The 14,328-nt window shown below is 70.9% G+C and carries 14 protein-coding genes; 4 read left to right on the forward strand and 10 right to left on the reverse strand.

Annotated elements, in window-relative coordinates; translation table 11 throughout:
- Positions 1 to 62: 62 nt before the first annotated feature.
- Positions 63 to 527 carry an ATP-binding protein gene (locus tag STRIP9103_RS15625; RefSeq protein WP_009312159.1) on the reverse strand — a complete coding sequence of 155 codons (465 nt, stop codon included), beginning with the start codon at positions 525 to 527 and terminating at the stop codon, positions 63 to 65.
- A 414-nt stretch (positions 528 to 941) separates the two neighbouring features.
- Here STRIP9103_RS15625 and STRIP9103_RS15630 point away from each other — a divergent pair, with 414 nt between their 5' ends.
- The gene (locus STRIP9103_RS15630; protein ID WP_009312158.1) at positions 942 to 1,769 is read left to right on the forward strand and encodes an enoyl-CoA hydratase family protein; all 828 of its coding nucleotides are present in this window, start codon (positions 942 to 944) and stop codon (positions 1,767 to 1,769) included.
- Entirely contained in the window at positions 1,769 to 4,081 is a 2,313-nt protein-coding gene (locus STRIP9103_RS15635; protein ID WP_048820352.1) for a bifunctional salicylyl-CoA 5-hydroxylase/oxidoreductase, read from the forward strand. Before STRIP9103_RS15630 ends, STRIP9103_RS15635 begins: the two co-directional genes overlap by 1 nt.
- 146 nt (positions 4,082 to 4,227) lie before the next feature.
- On the opposite strand, the gene STRIP9103_RS15640 is transcribed toward STRIP9103_RS15635, so the two are convergent.
- From STRIP9103_RS15640 to STRIP9103_RS15675, 8 genes are all read right to left on the reverse strand, one after another.
- Positions 4,228 to 5,445, reverse strand: a complete 1,218-nt coding sequence (locus STRIP9103_RS15640) for a sulfate adenylyltransferase subunit 1 (protein ID WP_009312174.1) — start codon at positions 5,443 to 5,445, stop codon at positions 4,228 to 4,230.
- A gap of 2 nt (positions 5,446 to 5,447) precedes the next feature.
- Positions 5,448 to 6,350, reverse strand: a complete 903-nt coding sequence (gene cysD / locus STRIP9103_RS15645; protein WP_009312175.1) for a sulfate adenylyltransferase subunit CysD — start codon at positions 6,348 to 6,350, stop codon at positions 5,448 to 5,450.
- The gene (gene cysC, locus STRIP9103_RS15650; RefSeq protein ID WP_009312169.1) at positions 6,347 to 6,898 is read right to left on the reverse strand and encodes an adenylyl-sulfate kinase; all 552 of its coding nucleotides are present in this window, start codon (positions 6,896 to 6,898) and stop codon (positions 6,347 to 6,349) included. Before cysC ends, cysD begins: the two co-directional genes overlap by 4 nt.
- The gene (locus STRIP9103_RS15655) at positions 6,895 to 8,145 is read right to left on the reverse strand and encodes a glycosyltransferase family 4 protein (RefSeq protein ID WP_009312165.1); all 1,251 of its coding nucleotides are present in this window, start codon (positions 8,143 to 8,145) and stop codon (positions 6,895 to 6,897) included. Before STRIP9103_RS15655 ends, cysC begins: the two co-directional genes overlap by 4 nt.
- Positions 8,142 to 8,570, reverse strand: coding sequence for a hypothetical protein (locus tag STRIP9103_RS15660; RefSeq protein ID WP_048820349.1), 429 nt, complete (start codon positions 8,568 to 8,570; stop codon positions 8,142 to 8,144). The genes STRIP9103_RS15655 and STRIP9103_RS15660 overlap by 4 nt, the downstream gene beginning before the upstream one ends.
- Positions 8,567 to 9,472, reverse strand: a complete 906-nt coding sequence (locus STRIP9103_RS15665) for a sulfotransferase family protein (RefSeq protein WP_048820350.1) — start codon at positions 9,470 to 9,472, stop codon at positions 8,567 to 8,569. The genes STRIP9103_RS15660 and STRIP9103_RS15665 overlap by 4 nt, the downstream gene beginning before the upstream one ends.
- Positions 9,473 to 9,556: 84 nt before the next feature.
- Positions 9,557 to 10,384 (reverse strand): PaaX family transcriptional regulator, encoded by an 828-nt coding sequence (locus tag STRIP9103_RS15670; RefSeq protein ID WP_048820351.1) that lies wholly within the window; start codon positions 10,382 to 10,384, stop codon positions 9,557 to 9,559.
- A 15-nt stretch (positions 10,385 to 10,399) separates the two neighbouring features.
- On the reverse strand, positions 10,400 to 12,007 hold the full coding sequence (locus tag STRIP9103_RS15675) for an AMP-binding protein (RefSeq protein WP_009312172.1): 1,608 nt from the start codon (positions 12,005 to 12,007) through the stop codon (positions 10,400 to 10,402).
- Between the two features lie 163 nt (positions 12,008 to 12,170).
- Here STRIP9103_RS15675 and STRIP9103_RS15680 point away from each other — a divergent pair, with 163 nt between their 5' ends.
- Positions 12,171 to 13,394 (forward strand): acyl-CoA dehydrogenase family protein, encoded by a 1,224-nt coding sequence (locus STRIP9103_RS15680; RefSeq protein WP_009312177.1) that lies wholly within the window; start codon positions 12,171 to 12,173, stop codon positions 13,392 to 13,394.
- Positions 13,391 to 13,789: a RidA family protein gene (locus STRIP9103_RS15685; RefSeq protein ID WP_009312170.1), complete on the forward strand. Its 399-nt coding sequence runs from the start codon at positions 13,391 to 13,393 to the stop codon at positions 13,787 to 13,789. Before STRIP9103_RS15680 ends, STRIP9103_RS15685 begins: the two co-directional genes overlap by 4 nt.
- Positions 13,790 to 13,843: 54 nt before the next feature.
- On the opposite strand, the gene STRIP9103_RS15690 is transcribed toward STRIP9103_RS15685, so the two are convergent.
- Complete coding sequence (locus STRIP9103_RS15690; protein ID WP_009312163.1) at positions 13,844 to 14,047, reverse strand: DUF5999 family protein; 204 nt, start codon at positions 14,045 to 14,047, stop codon at positions 13,844 to 13,846.
- Positions 14,048 to 14,328: the final 281 nt, after the last annotated feature.

The following is a 14,328-nucleotide window of genomic DNA, read 5'->3' on the forward strand; positions in this document are numbered from 1 at the left end:
GGGGTCGAAGGGGCGCAGCCCCTGGGGGAGGGACGGGTAGGGGCGGCGGGGGCGAGAAAACGCTACGAGGGCCGCCGCTGGGCCGGAATCGTCGGCAGCCGAAACCAAACCGCCTTGCCCGAGTCCGTAGGGCGATGGCCGCACGACGAACTCAACGTACGGATGAGCAGCAACCCCCGCCCATGCTCCTGCCAAGGATCCGGCTCCCCACCCCCCGGCGCGGTCAGATCCCCCGGCGGCGCCGGATCGGGGTCGTGCACCTCCACCTTGCAGCCCCCCGGCAACAACTCCACGACCAGCTCGATCGGCCCTTCCCCGGCCGCATGCTCCACCGCGTTCGCCACCAGCTCGGCCGTCAGCAACTCGGCCGTATCGCGGTCGGCCCCATGCTTCAGCTCGGTCAGCGCCGTACGGACCAACGCACGGGCCACAGGCACGGCCGCGGCGGTGTGCGGCAGCGCGATACGCCAGGAGGCGGGGGCTGGGGGTTCTTGCAAGGCGGCGGATCCGTTCATGGCGCAGGTCATGGGTCGTCCTGCTTTCAACGTTACGAATGGTACGGGCCTGCCCGGCGAAGCCGTCCGCCGGGCGCCGTACGGGACCGTCGGCCCCGTTGCCGGCGGTGTACCCACCCCAACGTCCCGCCGCGCCCGACGGCGCCCGCCGTTACGCCTCTGTAGAAACCCCGTGACGGAGTCACGCGCGGCGTCACGGACCTTCGACAGGAAGGCGCCGTCCACCCCATCCGGTCTATCGCGCACTCCTGACGGCAGTCATATATCGGTGATAACTTCATGAGAGGGAAAGCCGCCGTAGCCGCCGTACACGCAGCACACGCCGTACATGCGGTACATGCACTGCGTGCAGCACACGCAGTGCATGCGTACACGCGTCGCCGCAGTAGCCGTATCGCCGTGGTAGCCCCGAGGAGGCCGCCGGTCATGAGTCCCTTCATCGGGTCAGCCGCCCGCACCCCCGACTGGCGACACCTGAGGTGCGCGATCACCGACGGCGTCGCCACGGTCACTCTCGCCCGCCCCGAGAAGCTCAACGCCCTCACCTTCGGCGCCTACGCCGATCTGCGCGACCTGCTCGCCGAACTGTCCAGGGAGAAGTCCGTACGGGCGCTGGTGCTGGCCGGCGAGGGCCGGGGCTTCTGCTCCGGCGGCGACGTGGACGAGATCATCGGCGCCACCCTCGCCATGGACACATCCCAGCTGCTCGACTTCAACCGGATGACGGGCCAGGTCGTACGGGCCGTTAGGGAGTGCCCGTTCCCGGTGATCGCCGCGGTGCACGGCGTGGCGGCGGGCGCCGGAGCGGTCCTCGCCCTGGCCGCCGACTTCCGCGTGGCCGACCCCACCGCCCGCTTCTCGTTCCTCTTCACTCGCGTGGGCCTGTCCGGCGGCGACATGGGCGCCGCCTACCTCCTGCCCCGCGTGGTCGGCCTCGGCCACGCCACCCGCCTCCTCATGCTCGGCGAACCGGTACGCGCTCCCGAGGCCGAACGCATCGGCCTGATCAGCCAGCTCACGGACGAGGGCAGCGCCGACGAGGCCGCCCAGGCCCTGGCCCGCCGTCTGGCCGAGGGCCCGGCGCTGGCCCACGCCCAGACGAAGGCCCTCCTCACGGCAGAACTGGACATGCCCCTGTCCGCGGCGGTGGAACTGGACGCGGCGACCCAGGCCCTCCTGATGACCGGCGAGGACTACGCGGAATTCCACGCGGCGTTCACAGAAAAACGCCCTCCGAAATGGCGAGGCCGCTGATGCCGGGCCCAGCGACGCACGCGCCCGACAACCCAAGCCGCCCCCACCGAATAGCAATAGTCGGCGGCGGCCCCGGCGGCCTCTACGCCGCCGCCCTCCTCAAACGCCTCGACCCGACCCGCGACATAACCGTCTGGGAACGCAACGCCCCCGACGACACCTTCGGCTTCGGAGTGGTCCTCTCCGACGAAACCCTGGGCGGCATAGAACACGCCGACCCGACCGTCCACGAGGCCCTCCAGTACGACTTCGCCCGCTGGGACGACATAGACATCGTCCACCGAGGCACCCGCCACACCACCGGAGGCCACGGCTTCGCCGCGCTCGGCCGGCGTCGCCTCCTCCAGATCCTCCACGACCGCTGCCGCGCCCTCGGCGTCGAACTCCGCTTCCGTACGGAGGCCCCGTACCCGGAGTGGCTGTGCCGGACGTACGACCTGGTCATCGCGGCGGACGGCGTGCACAGCACCACCCGCGAGGCGTACGCGGAGGTGTTCCGCCCCACAGTGACACACCACCGCTGCCGGTACATCTGGCTGGCCGCGGACTTCGCCTTCGAGGCCTTCCGCTTCGAGATCGCCGAAACCGACCACGGCGTGATGCAACTGCACGGCTATCCCTACGCACCCAACGCGTCGACAGTCATCATCGAAATGCGCGAGGAGGTCTGGAGGGCGGCGGGTTTCGACCGGATCGACGAGCGCGAATCGATCGAACGATGCGCCAAGCTGTTCGCGGACGCGCTCGGCGGTCGCCCCCTCCGCTCCAACAACTCCACCTGGACCACCTTCCGCACGGTCGTCAACGAGCGCTGGTCGCACGGCAACCTGGTGCTGCTCGGCGACGCCGCGCACACGGCGCACTTCTCCATCGGCTCCGGTACGAAGCTCGCCGTCGAGGACGCGCTGGCGCTGGCCGCGTGTCTGGAGGAACAGCCGGACCTGGAAAGGGCGTTGGCGGCGTACGAGGAGGAACGGCGCCCTGTGGTCGCGTCCACCCAGCGTGCGGCGCGGGCCAGCCTGGAGTGGTTCGAGAACATCGGGCTCCACCTCTCCCAGCCCGGCCGACAGTTCGCCTTCAACCTCCTCACCCGCAGCCGCCGCGTCACCCACGACAACCTGCGCCTGCGCGACGCGCACTTCACCGACGCCGTGGAGCGGGAGTTCGGCTGCCCACCCGGTACGCCCCCCATGTTCACGCCGCTCCGGCTGCGCGGCCTGACCCTGCGCAACCGGGTCGTCGTGTCCCCGATGGACATGTACTCGGCGACCGACGGCGTCCCCGGCGACTTCCATCTCGTCCACCTGGGCGCCCGGGCCCTCGGCGGTGCCGCCCTGGTCATGACCGAGATGGTGTGCGTGAGCCCGGAGGGCAGGATCACCCCGGGCTGCGCCGGCCTCTGGAACACCAGGCAGGCCGATGCCTGGCGCCGCACGGTGCGGTTCGTGCACGAACAGGCACCCGGCACGGCCATCGGCGTCCAACTGGGCCACTCCGGACGCAAGGGCTCGACGAAGCTGATGTGGGAGGGCATCGACGATCCCCTGGAGGACGGCAACTGGCCCCTGGTGGCCGCCTCCCCGCTCCCGTACAAGCCGGGCAGCCAGACGCCCCGCGAACTCTCCCGCGCCCAACTCACCGACGTCCGGGAACAGTTCACCACCGCCGCCTGCCGGGCCGCCCGCAGCGGCTTCGACCTCCTCGAACTCCACTGCGCCCATGGCTATCTGCTCTCCGGCTTCCTCTCCCCTCTCACCAACCACCGCACCGACCGCTACGGCGGCTCCCTCGACCACCGCCTCCGTTTCCCTCTGGAGGTCTTCGACGCGATCCGGGCCGTCTGGCCCGAGGAACGCCCCATGACCGTCCGTATCTCCGCCACGGACTGGGCCGAGGGCGGCACGACGGCCGAGGAAGCCGTGGAAATCGCCCGAGCCTTCGCAGCTCACGGCGCCGACGCGATCGACGTCTCAACCGGCCAGGTGGTGTCCGACGAGCACCCGGAGTACGGCCGCTCCTACCAAACCCCGTTCGCGGACCGCATCCGCCACGAGGTCGGTGTACCGGTGATAGCCGTAGGCGCCATCTCCTCCTGGGACGACGTCAACTCCTTGCTCCTCGCAGGCCGCACAGACCTCTGCGCGTTGGGCCGCCCCCACCTGTACGACCCTCACTGGACCCTCCACGCGGCAGCCGAGCAGGGCTACGAGGGCCCGGGCGTCAGCTGGCCCGCCCCCTACCGAGCGGGCAGCCGCCGCCCCAACACGGGCCGAACGGACGCCCCGAAGCCGCGTCTGACACTGTCCCAGTAGCGCCTGACAGCTCGGGGTGCGTGGAGTACGGCGAACTGCGGGCAGTGCGTGGTTGCTCGCGCCGTTCCCCGCGCCGTTCCCCGCGCCCCTTACAGGGCGCGACCCGCCCCCGCCCAGCCCCAGCACCGGGTGTCGCACACCCCCGGCTACGCCAACTCCACCATCCCCGCAGTCAGCGTCGCCCCGTCCGCCGGGTCCACCAGAATGAACGCCCCGGTCCGCCGAACATCCGCGTAGTCGTCCACCGCCAACGGCTCAGCCGTCCGCAGCACCACCCGCCCGAGATCATTCGCGGCCAGGGAGGAAACCCCACCCAGCTCCTTCACGATCGCCTTCACCGTCCGCGTGGTATGCCGGACCAGCACCCGGTCCCCCACCCGCAACGGCCGCTCGGCCAGATGACACACCGCCGCCCGAACATCCCGCGTGAGCGTGGGCGAGTCCGCCCCATCGGCGGTGATCATGTCCCCGCGGGCGACATCCCGCTCATCGGCCAGCCGCACAGTGATCGACTGCGGCGCGAACGCCGCCTCCGCCGCCTCACCCAGCACATCGATCCCGACGATCTCGGAGGTCTCACCCGACGGATGCACGGTCACCCGGTCACCCACCCGCAGCGAACCGGACACCAACTGCCCGGCGTAGTAACGGACTTCCTCATGCCGGATGACGTACTGCACGGGGAAGCGGGCCGGCGCGTCCCCGGCCTCCACCCCCACCGGCACGGTCTCCAGGAACTCGAGCAGCGCGGGCCCGTCGTACCAGTCCATGTGCGCGGACCGCTCGACGACGTTGTCACCGACGAGCGCGGAGACCGGAATCGGAGTGAACCCGGGCAGCCCCAACTCCTCCGCGTGCCGGCCGAAGTCCTCGACGATCCGGAGGAACTCCTTCTCCTCGTACCCGACGAGGTCCATCTTGTTGACGGCGAGCACCACATGCGGCACTCGCAGCAGCGCCGCGACGGCCGCGTGCCGGAGCGTCTGCTCGACGACCCCGTTGCGCGCGTCGACGAGGATGATCGCCAGCTCGGCGGTGGAGGCGCCCGTCACCATGTTGCGGGTGTACTGCACATGCCCGGGGGTGTCCGCGAGGATGAACCGGCGCTTGGCCGTGGCGAAGTAGCGGTACGCCACGTCGATGGTGATGCCCTGCTCCCGCTCGGCCCGCAGCCCGTCGGTGAGCAGCGCGAGGTCGGGCGCGCTCTGCCCCCGGCTCGCGGACGCCCGCTCCACGGCCTCCAGCTGGTCGGTGAGGACCGACTTGGAGTCGTGCAGCAGCCGCCCCACCAGCGTGGACTTGCCGTCGTCGACCGACCCGGCGGTCGCGAACCGAAGGGTGTCGACAGTGGTCGTGGTGCTCATGGCTAGAAGTACCCCTCGCGTTTACGGTCTTCCATCGCGGCCTCGGACAGCTTGTCGTCGGCGCGCGTGGCCCCCCGCTCGGTCAGCCGGGAGGCGGCGATCTCGGCGATGACCTGGTCCAACGTCACGGCGTCGGAGTCGACGGCACCGGTGCAGGACATGTCACCCACGGTCCGGTAGCGGATGAGGCGCTTCTCGACGGTCTCGCCGTCCTTCGGCCCGCCCCACTCACCGGCGGTCAGCCACATGCCACCCCGCTGGAACACCTCACGCTCGTGGGCGAAGTAGATCTCCGGCAGCTCGATGCCCTCCCGGGCGATGTACTGCCACACGTCCAGCTCGGTCCAGTTGGACAGCGGGAACACACGGACGTGCTCCCCGGGCGCGTGCCGGCCGTTGTAGAGCTGCCACAGCTCGGGGCGCTGGCGGCGCGGGTCCCACTGCGAGAACTCGTCACGCAGCGAGAACACGCGTTCCTTGGCCCGGGCCTTCTCCTCGTCCCGGCGCCCGCCGCCGAAGACGGCGTCGAACTTCTCCGCCTGGATCTTCTCGGTCAGCGGCACGGTCTGCAGCGGGTTGCGGGTGCCGTCCGGGCGCTCCCGCAGCACCCCCCGGTCGATGTAGTCCTGCACGGAGGCGACATGCAGCCGCAGGTTGTGCTTGGCCACCGTACGGTCCCGGTACTCCAGCACCTCGGGGAAGTTGTGCCCGGTGTCGACGTGCAGCAGGGAGAAGGGGATCGCCGCCGGGGCGAAGGCCTTCAGCGCCAGGTGCAGCATGACGATGGAGTCCTTGCCGCCGGAGAAGAGGATCACCGGCCGTTCGAACTCGCCCGCCACCTCGCGGAAGACATGGACCGCCTCGGACTCCAGGGCGTCCAGGTGGGACAGGGTGTGGACGGTCATACGAGGCCCCGATCCGCCAGCAGGGCGTACACGGCGCCCGCCGACTCCTCCGGGGTCTGGTTCTGCGTGGTGAGCACCAGCGCCGGGTCGACCGGCGGCTCGTACGGGTCGTCGACACCGGTCAGGCCCTTGAGCTGACCGGCGGCCTGACGGGCGTACAGGCCCTTCACGTCCCGCTCGCTGCACACCTCGACGGGGGTGGCGACATGGACCTCGAAGTACGGGGTGCCGCTCACGTCGTGCCGCTTGCGCACGGCCTCGCGGCTGTCGGCGTACGGCGCGATGACCGGGACGACGGCGAGGACGCCGTTGCGGGCGAGGACCTCGGCGACCAGGCCGATGCGCTGCACGTTGGTGTTGCGGTCCTCGCGGGAGAAGCCGAGGCCGGCGGAGAGGAAACGGCGGATCTCGTCACCGTCGAGGACCTCCACCCGATGCCCCTCGGACCGCAGGCGCCCGGCGAGGACGCGGGCGATCGTCGTCTTGCCCGCGCTCGGCAGACCCGTGAGCCAGATCGTGGCTCCCTGAGCCCTGGACGAGGTGGTCATCGTTGCGTTCCTTTCGCGGAGCCGGCGCCGGCGGGGCTGCCGTGCCGTTGCTCGTGGAGGTCGGTGAACAGGGCTTCCCAGCGCGGATGGACGGCGTCCGGGCCGTACGAGGCGGCCGTGAGCACCGCGGCCACCCCCATGTCGGCACGCATCGTCTCGTCGGCCATCAGCTTGGCCATCGCGTCGGCGAGGGCGTCCGGGTCCTCGGGTGCGACCAGCAGCCCGTCGACCCCGTGCGTCAGTACGTCCGCGGGGCCGGTCGGGCAGTCGAAGCTCACCACGGGCAGTGCGTGGCTCATCGCCTCGATCATCACCATCGGCAGACCCTCGAAGCGTGAGCTGAGCACGTAGAAGGAGGCCTTGGCGAGTTCGTCGTCGAGTCGGTCGGTGTGTCCCATGAGGAGGACGTGATTGTAGAGATGGTTTTCTTCGATCAGGTGACGAAGTTCTGACTTCTTCTCGCCGCTGCCGTAAATCCTCAGCTGCCAGTCGGGATACGTCTCGACGAGCTTCGCCCAGGCCGGGATCAGCATGTCGAAGCCCTTCTGCGGGAAGAGCCGGCCGGCCGCCACCGCGATCTTCGACGTGGGGTCGGCGGGAACCTGGTCGAGGGAGTGCACGGCGTTCGGGATACGGATCACGCGGGTACCGGGCAGCAGTTCGGCGTACTCCTCGCGGTCGCGCTCGGTGAGGACGGCGACGGCGGAGAAGCGCGGGTAGGTCTCCCGGATGCGCTGCTGTACGTCCCGCTTGTGCGTGCCGAGGTTCATGTGCTCCTGGGCGACGCGGATCACGCCGCCCGTGGCGTGCTCGGCGGACAGGAAGTTCAGCGCCGGGCGGGTGGTGACCAGGATGCCGCTGGTCAGCGACCGCATGTACGCGATGAGCCGGTCCTCGACGTACTGGTTGAAGTAGCGGTAGCCGAACTCGCCCTTCGGGATGTGCTGCGCGGGCGTCTGCAGCAGTTCGCCGCGCTTGCGGTCGCGCCAGCGGGCGACGAGCCCGGACGGCGGGGTGTAGGCGCCCTCGCGCAGATCGACGACCGTGGAGACCTTCACCCCCGGGTCGAGCGGGAACTGGATGTCGTCGCGGCGGCGCACCGCGCTGACGATCTCCACGCTCCAGCCCGCCGCCACCAGGGAGTTGGCCTGGTTCATCACCGTGCGGATGGTGCCGCCGCGGCCGTAGGCGTGCAGCAGCAGATACCGGACGAGGGGGCGGTGGGGGAGGGGGCGGCGGTCGGTCATGCGGAGCCTCCCGTGCGGCACTCCAGAGACAGGTTGTCCTTGATCGTGTAGTAGGGGCGCACGCCCAGGTTCCCGACGTGCTGCTCCGGGAACACGAAGATCTTCTTCTTGCCGCGGATGTCGTCGAGGTGCCGTCCGGCCCGCAGTTCGGTGTCGCCGTCGCTGAGGTGGATGTCCCACTCCTCGACGGGCGCGTAGTCGGACGCGACGAGGTCGGAGACGGGGAACTCGCTGTCGAAGCGGTCGCCCTTCAGCCCGGCGTCGTAAGCGAGCCGCCGGTCGGGACGGGCGCGGCGGGTGAGGATCAGCTGCCAGGGGCCCGCCGCGTCGGCGGCGTCCCCGGTGGGGTGTCCGTGGATGCGGCCGACGAGTCTGATGCGTCCGTCGCGCGGCCAGACCTCGGCTATCTCTGCGTGCGCCTTCACTTGCAGTAGCCCCACGCCTGGCACATCGGCCGGAGGATCTCCGGGATGTCGTCCTCGGTGGGGAGTGCCCGCCCGGCCTGCACCTGGCCGGTCTTGATCTTGTCGCGCCAGTCGCCGAGGCCCTTGACGACCTGGGCGTCGTCCTTCCGGCCGTAGTCGAGCATGCCCGGCTCGAAGTCGATGTCGAGGAACTCGCACAGCCGCCGCATCTCCTTCTCCGGATCGGCGGTGATGTCCTCGTAGCGGACGGTGTGTCCGCCCGTGAGTCCCTTGCGGGCCCTTTCCACGGCCTTCATATAGCGCAGCGCGTCGGCGGCGGCCTCGTCGTAGGTGCGCTTGTCGGGGTCGCCCTCGTGCCAGGACTGGGCGATGGAGACCGGATGGCGCAGCAGGAAGACGAAGCGGGCGTCGGGCCAGCAGTCCCGGATGCGCTCGTAGACGAAGGCGTTGCTCGGGGTCTTCTCGACGATGAAGTCCTTGCCCGACTTCACCAGCTCCCGGTGCATGACCCGGTCCCACAGCAGATGCTCCAGGTCGCCGCGCTCCAGGTCGAGGGCGCTCATCGCCTTCTGGGACAGCTTGCTGCCGTAGCCGACCTCGAGCCGGCGTATGTGCAGCTCGTGCGGGGAGTGCAGCCGCGAGTGCGCGTTCATCAGCATCCGCAGCAGGGTGGAGCCGGACCGCACCGGCGACATGATGAAGACCGGCTGCTTCAGCAACCGGTCCGTGGCGAGGTCCTCCGGCCCCGGACATCGGTACACGGCCGTCGGCTTCTTCGCGGCCGGCTTGGGCGCCGTGACCTTGGGGTTCGCGGGCGCGGCAGGCGCGGTGGGGGCGGCCCTGCGCACCTGCAGGCCTGTGGTGGCGGTGAGTGCCCGGTTCAAGTTGCGCATGAGACTCATGCGTCAGGATGGTAAGTAAGGATTCTGAGAAGATTGAAGTAGAGCCCTAAGGGTTCCCTGAGTGAACAGAATCGTTATGAAGTTTTACGTTTGATCGACATCGACCCCCGCGAAGGCCGCCCCGGCGTCCCGCAGCCGCTCGTGCAGCGTCCGGAAGACGGCCGCCGAACGCACACCCGGCCAGTTCGCGGGCAGCAGCTCGGCGGGCAGCCCGGGGTCGACGTACGGCAGATGGCGCCAGGAGTCCAGCGCCAGCAGATAGTCGCGGTACGCCTCCTCCGGCGAGGTGTCCTCGCGGCGCTCCCAGCCGTGCAGCACGGGCGCGTGCCGGTCGAGGAACGCCTCGTGCTGCTTGGCGATCCCGGCCAGGTCCCACCACCGCGACACCGCCTCCGGGGTCGGCGTGAACCCCAGGTGCTCGCCCCGGAACAGATCCACGTACGGGTCGAGCCGCAGCCGGACCAGGGTGTGCCGGGTCTCCTCGTACAGCCGGGCCGGCGCGATCCACACCCCGGGCGAGGCCGTGCCGAAGCCGAGCCCCGCCAGACGGGAGCGCAGTACGTGCCGCTTCTGCCGCTCCGACTCGGGTACGGAGAACACGGCCAGAACCCAGCCCTCGTCCCGCTCCGGCGCCGCCGCGTAGATCCGCCGGTCGCCGTCCTCCAGGAGTTGCCGCGCGTCCTCCGACAGCGCGTACCCGGCCGCCCCCGTCGCCGTACGGGCCGGGAGGAGCAGTCCGCGCCGCTTGAGCCGGGACACCGACGAGCGGACGGAGGGAGCGTCGACCCCGACGGCGGCGAGCAGCCGGATCAGCTCGGAGACGGGCACGGGGCCCGGCACCGCACGGCCGTAGGCGCCGTAGAAGGTGACGATGAGCGAACGTGGTGCGTGCTGTTCGGACACGTTGATCATTTTAGGTCTTCGGCATCACTGCTGGTCACTACCGGTGCGTAGGCGGAACCGCTGAAGTTTTCCGGTTGCCGTGCGCGGCAGCGCGTCCAGGAACACGATCTCGCGCGGACACTTGTACGGCGCCAGCTCCTCCTTCACGAACGCGCGCAGCGCCTCGCCGTCCCGGACCGCTCCCGCGCGGAGCACCGTGTACGCGACGACGACCTGCCCGCGCTCCTCGTCCGGCCGCCCCACCACCGCGGCCTCCAGCACGTCCGGATGGCGCAGCAGGGCCTCCTCGACCTCGGGGCCCGCGATGTTGTACCCGGCCGAGATGATCATGTCGTCGGCGCGCGCGACATAGTGAAAGTACCCGTCCGGCTCGCGGACATACGTGTCACCCGTGACGTTCCAGCCGCCCCGCACGTACTCCGCCTGCCGTGGATCCGCCAGATAACGGCACCCCACCGGACCGCGCACGGCGAGCAGCCCCTGCTGTCCGTCGGGCACCGGCATCCCGTCCGTGTCCTGCACGCGCGCGTGCCACCCCGGCACGGGAACCCCCGTCGTGCCCGGCCGGATGGCGTCGTCGGCGGCGGAGATGAAGATGTGCAGCAGCTCGGTCGCGCCGATGCCGTTGATGATCCGCAGCCCCGTCCGCTCGTACCAGGCCCGCCAGGTGGCCGTCGGCAGGTTCTCGCCCGCCGACACACACCGCCTGAGCGACGACAGGTCGTACCCGGCCGGCCCGTCCATTTCCCCGAGCATCGCCCGGTACGCGGTCGGCGCCGTGAACAACACGGACACCCCGTGCCCCGCCACCGCCGGCAGCAGCTGCTTGGGGCCCGCCTGTTCGAGCAGCAGGGCGCTGGCGCCGGCCCGCATCGGGAAGACGACAAGACCGCCCAGCCCGAAGGTGAAGCCCAGCGGGGGAGACCCGGCGAACACATCGTCCGCGCGCGGCGCGAGGACATGCTCGGAGAAGGTGTCCGCGATCGCCAGTACATCCCGGTGGAAGTGCACACACCCCTTGGGCCGCCCGGTCGTCCCGGACGTGAACGCGATCAGCGCCACGTCGTCGGCCGCCGTGTCGACCGCCTCGTACGGCTCGTCGCTCACCGTGCGGCCCAGGAGACCGTCGGGCCCGTCCCCGCCGTACGTGGTGATCCGCAGCCCCGGCACCTCCGCCTTCACCAGGTCGTCCACGGACCGCGCGTCGCACAGCGCGTGCGACACCCGCGCCAGCTCGCACACCGTCGACAGCTCGTACGGCCGCTGCTGCGCGAGCACCGTCACCGCGACCGCCCCCGCCTTCAGCACCGCCAGCCAGCACGCCGCCAGCCAGGGCGTGGTGGGCCCGCGCAGCAGCACCCGGTTGCCGGGGACGACCCCGAGGCCGGTGGTCAGGGTGTGGGCGATCCGGTCGACGCGGGCGGAGAGTTCGCCGTAGGTCCAGGTGACACCGGCGGAGGTGTGGAAGACCGGCCGGCCGGGGTCGGCCCCGGTGAGCAGCTCGACGGCGGCGTTCAGCCGGGCCGGATAGCGCAGCTCGGGGAGGTCGAAGGTGAGTTCGGGCCACTGGTCGGGGGGAGGGAGATGGTCCTGGGCGAAGGTGTCGATGTGGGCGGTGACCCCTGAGTTCATGACGTTCGCCCCCTGCTGTGGTCCCTGTGGTGGTGGGCTCGCATGTCCGGGTGGCTCGCACGCTTTTGGGTGGGCTCGCACCAGCGAGCGTATCGCCTTGGTGACGGCAGTCAACAGTTCGCGATAGCCTCGACAGTGGCCCAAGGGGGAAGAGGGGACGGCAATGACCGCATTCTCGCTCGAACCGGCGCAACTCGCCTGGTGTGCCGAACTCCGTGCCCTCGCCGCACAACGCCTGCGCCCGCTCGCCGAGAAGGGCGAACCCGGCCACGTCAACCGCCCCCTCGTCGTCGAACTCGGCCGACTGGGCCTGCTCGCCCGGCTGTTCACCTCGGGCGCCCTCGACCTCTGCCTGATGCGCGAGTCCCTGGCGTACGCCTGCACGGAGGCCGAGACGGCGCTCGCCCTCCAGGGACTGGGCGCCCACCCGGTGTACGCCCACGGCACCGAGGCCCAGCGCGCCCGCTGGCTCCCCCGGGTCAGCGACGGCGAAGCGGTGGCCGCGTTCGCGCTCAGCGAGCCGGGCGCGGGCTCGGACGCGGCGGCCCTGTCGCTGCGCGCGGAACCCGACGGCACCGGCCGCTGGCGCCTCACCGGCGAGAAGTGCTGGATCTCCAACGCCCCCGAGGCCGACTGCTACACCGTCTTCGCCCGCACCACCCCCGACGCCGGCGCCCGTGGCATCACCGCCTTCCTGGTCCCGGCCGACCGCCCGGGCCTCACCGGCACCCCCCTCGACATGCTCTCCCCGCACCCCATCGGCGCCCTCGCCTTCGACGCCCTCCCCGTCACGGCCGACGACGTCCTCGGCGCTCCTGATCAGGGCTTCCGTGTCGCCATGGGCACCCTCAACCTGTTCCGCCCCAGCGTCGGCGCCTTCGCCGTCGGCATGGCTCAGGCCGCCCTGGACGCCACGCTCACCCACACCTGTGGACGCGAGGCCTTCGGCGGCAGACTCCGCGACCTCCAGACGGTCGCCCACCAGGTAGCCGAGATGGCCCTGCGCACCGAGGCGGCACGCCTCATGGTCTACGCGGCGGCCACGGCGTACGACACGGGTGACCCGGAGGTCCCGAGCCGGGCCGCGATGGCGAAGCTGCTGGCCACGGAGACCGCCCAGTACGTCGTCGACGCGGCCGTCCAGCTCCACGGGGCGCGGGCGCTGCGACGCGGCCATCTGTTGGAACACCTGTACAGGGAGGTGCGGGCGCCGCGTATCTACGAGGGAGCGAGTGAGGTGCAACGGGCGATCATCGCGAAGGAGTTGTACGGGCGGCACGCGGACGCGCCGATCGCGGATGCGCGAGGCCCCGGAGAAGGCCGGGCCTCCGGGGCGGACCGGGACCCCGTAACGGCACGGAACCCGGCGGAAGGGCGGCCCGTATGAGCGCCGAGCGCGTGAACCCGGCCGAGTTGTCGCCGCCCACCGGCTTCTCGCACGCCGTGGTGGCGACGGGCGGCCGGGTCGTCTTCCTGGCGGGGCAGACCGCGCTCGACGGGGACGGCAAGGTGGTGGGGGAGACGCTGGCGGAGCAGTTCGAGCGGGCGCTCGACAATCTGCTGACCGCGCTGGCGGCGGCCGGTGGTACTCCGGCCGACCTCGCCCGCGTCACGGTCTACGCCACGGATGTCGCCGACTACCGCGCCCAGGCGCCCCGACTGGGCCGGATCTGGCGGAGGTTGGCGGGACGGGACTACCCCGCGATGGCGGTGATCGGCGTCGTACGACTCTGGGACGAGCAGGCCCTGGTGGAGCTGGACGGCTTCGCGGTGCTGCCGTAGCCGTAGCGGACGGACGTCGGGCCTGGCCGCAGCCGACCACCCCGGAAGCGGAAGTCAGGCGGCGGTGGCCAGTTGCCCGAAGACCGGGCGGTGCGGGGCGACGACGCTGCCGTCGGGGAGCAGTTCACCGGTGTCGTCGAAGACGATGGCCCCGTTGCACAGCAGGTTCCAGCCCTGCTCGGGGTGGAAGGCGACGATGTGCGCGGCGTCGCGGGCGGGGCTGTCGTACGAAGGGCACGGGGGCTGGTGGGAACACATGGCGCACCTCCACGTCGTTGTGAGTGCCGGCGGCGTGTCACCGCCTCGCAGTACAGACGATGCCCGCGCCCGGAACTCATCGACAAGCCGAATCGGCGAGACGTGACAGCACCCGGACGTCCTGTGACAGGACGCGGACACAACCGCGTTCGCCGAGACCACCAGGTGGTGAAGTCGGCCGAGTCGACGTACCGCCGGCAGGGTCCGCGAGGGAGTCGGCGACGGCGGCGCTCCGCGACGGCGCCGAGCACGCCCGGACCAACCGAACCAAACGCGAGGCG

Source organism: Streptomyces ipomoeae 91-03 (genome assembly GCF_000317595.1).
GTDB classification, from domain to species: Bacteria; Actinomycetota; Actinomycetes; order Streptomycetales; family Streptomycetaceae; genus Streptomyces; species Streptomyces ipomoeae.

What these genes read in the sequence shown, in the direction of transcription:
- STRIP9103_RS15625 (WP_009312159.1), bottom strand. Translation starts at nt 527, where the DNA reads ATGACCTGCGCCATGAACGGATCCGCCGCCTTGCAAGAACCCCCAGCC.
- STRIP9103_RS15630 (WP_009312158.1), top strand. Translation starts at nt 942, where the DNA reads ATGAGTCCCTTCATCGGGTCAGCCGCCCGCACCCCCGACTGGCGACAC.
- STRIP9103_RS15635 (WP_048820352.1), top strand. Translation starts at nt 1,769, where the DNA reads ATGCCGGGCCCAGCGACGCACGCGCCCGACAACCCAAGCCGCCCCCAC.
- STRIP9103_RS15640 (WP_009312174.1), bottom strand. Translation starts at nt 5,445, where the DNA reads ATGAGCACCACGACCACTGTCGACACCCTTCGGTTCGCGACCGCCGGG.
- cysD (WP_009312175.1), bottom strand. Translation starts at nt 6,350, where the DNA reads ATGACCGTCCACACCCTGTCCCACCTGGACGCCCTGGAGTCCGAGGCG.
- cysC (WP_009312169.1), bottom strand. Translation starts at nt 6,898, where the DNA reads ATGACCACCTCGTCCAGGGCTCAGGGAGCCACGATCTGGCTCACGGGT.
- STRIP9103_RS15655 (WP_009312165.1), bottom strand. Translation starts at nt 8,145, where the DNA reads ATGACCGACCGCCGCCCCCTCCCCCACCGCCCCCTCGTCCGGTATCTG.
- STRIP9103_RS15665 (WP_048820350.1), bottom strand. Translation starts at nt 9,472, where the DNA reads ATGAGTCTCATGCGCAACTTGAACCGGGCACTCACCGCCACCACAGGC.
- STRIP9103_RS15670 (WP_048820351.1), bottom strand. Translation starts at nt 10,384, where the DNA reads ATGATCAACGTGTCCGAACAGCACGCACCACGTTCGCTCATCGTCACC.
- STRIP9103_RS15675 (WP_009312172.1), bottom strand. Translation starts at nt 12,007, where the DNA reads ATGAACTCAGGGGTCACCGCCCACATCGACACCTTCGCCCAGGACCAT.
- STRIP9103_RS15680 (WP_009312177.1), top strand. Translation starts at nt 12,171, where the DNA reads ATGACCGCATTCTCGCTCGAACCGGCGCAACTCGCCTGGTGTGCCGAA.
- STRIP9103_RS15685 (WP_009312170.1), top strand. Translation starts at nt 13,391, where the DNA reads ATGAGCGCCGAGCGCGTGAACCCGGCCGAGTTGTCGCCGCCCACCGGC.
- STRIP9103_RS15690 (WP_009312163.1), bottom strand. Translation starts at nt 14,047, where the DNA reads ATGTGTTCCCACCAGCCCCCGTGCCCTTCGTACGACAGCCCCGCCCGC.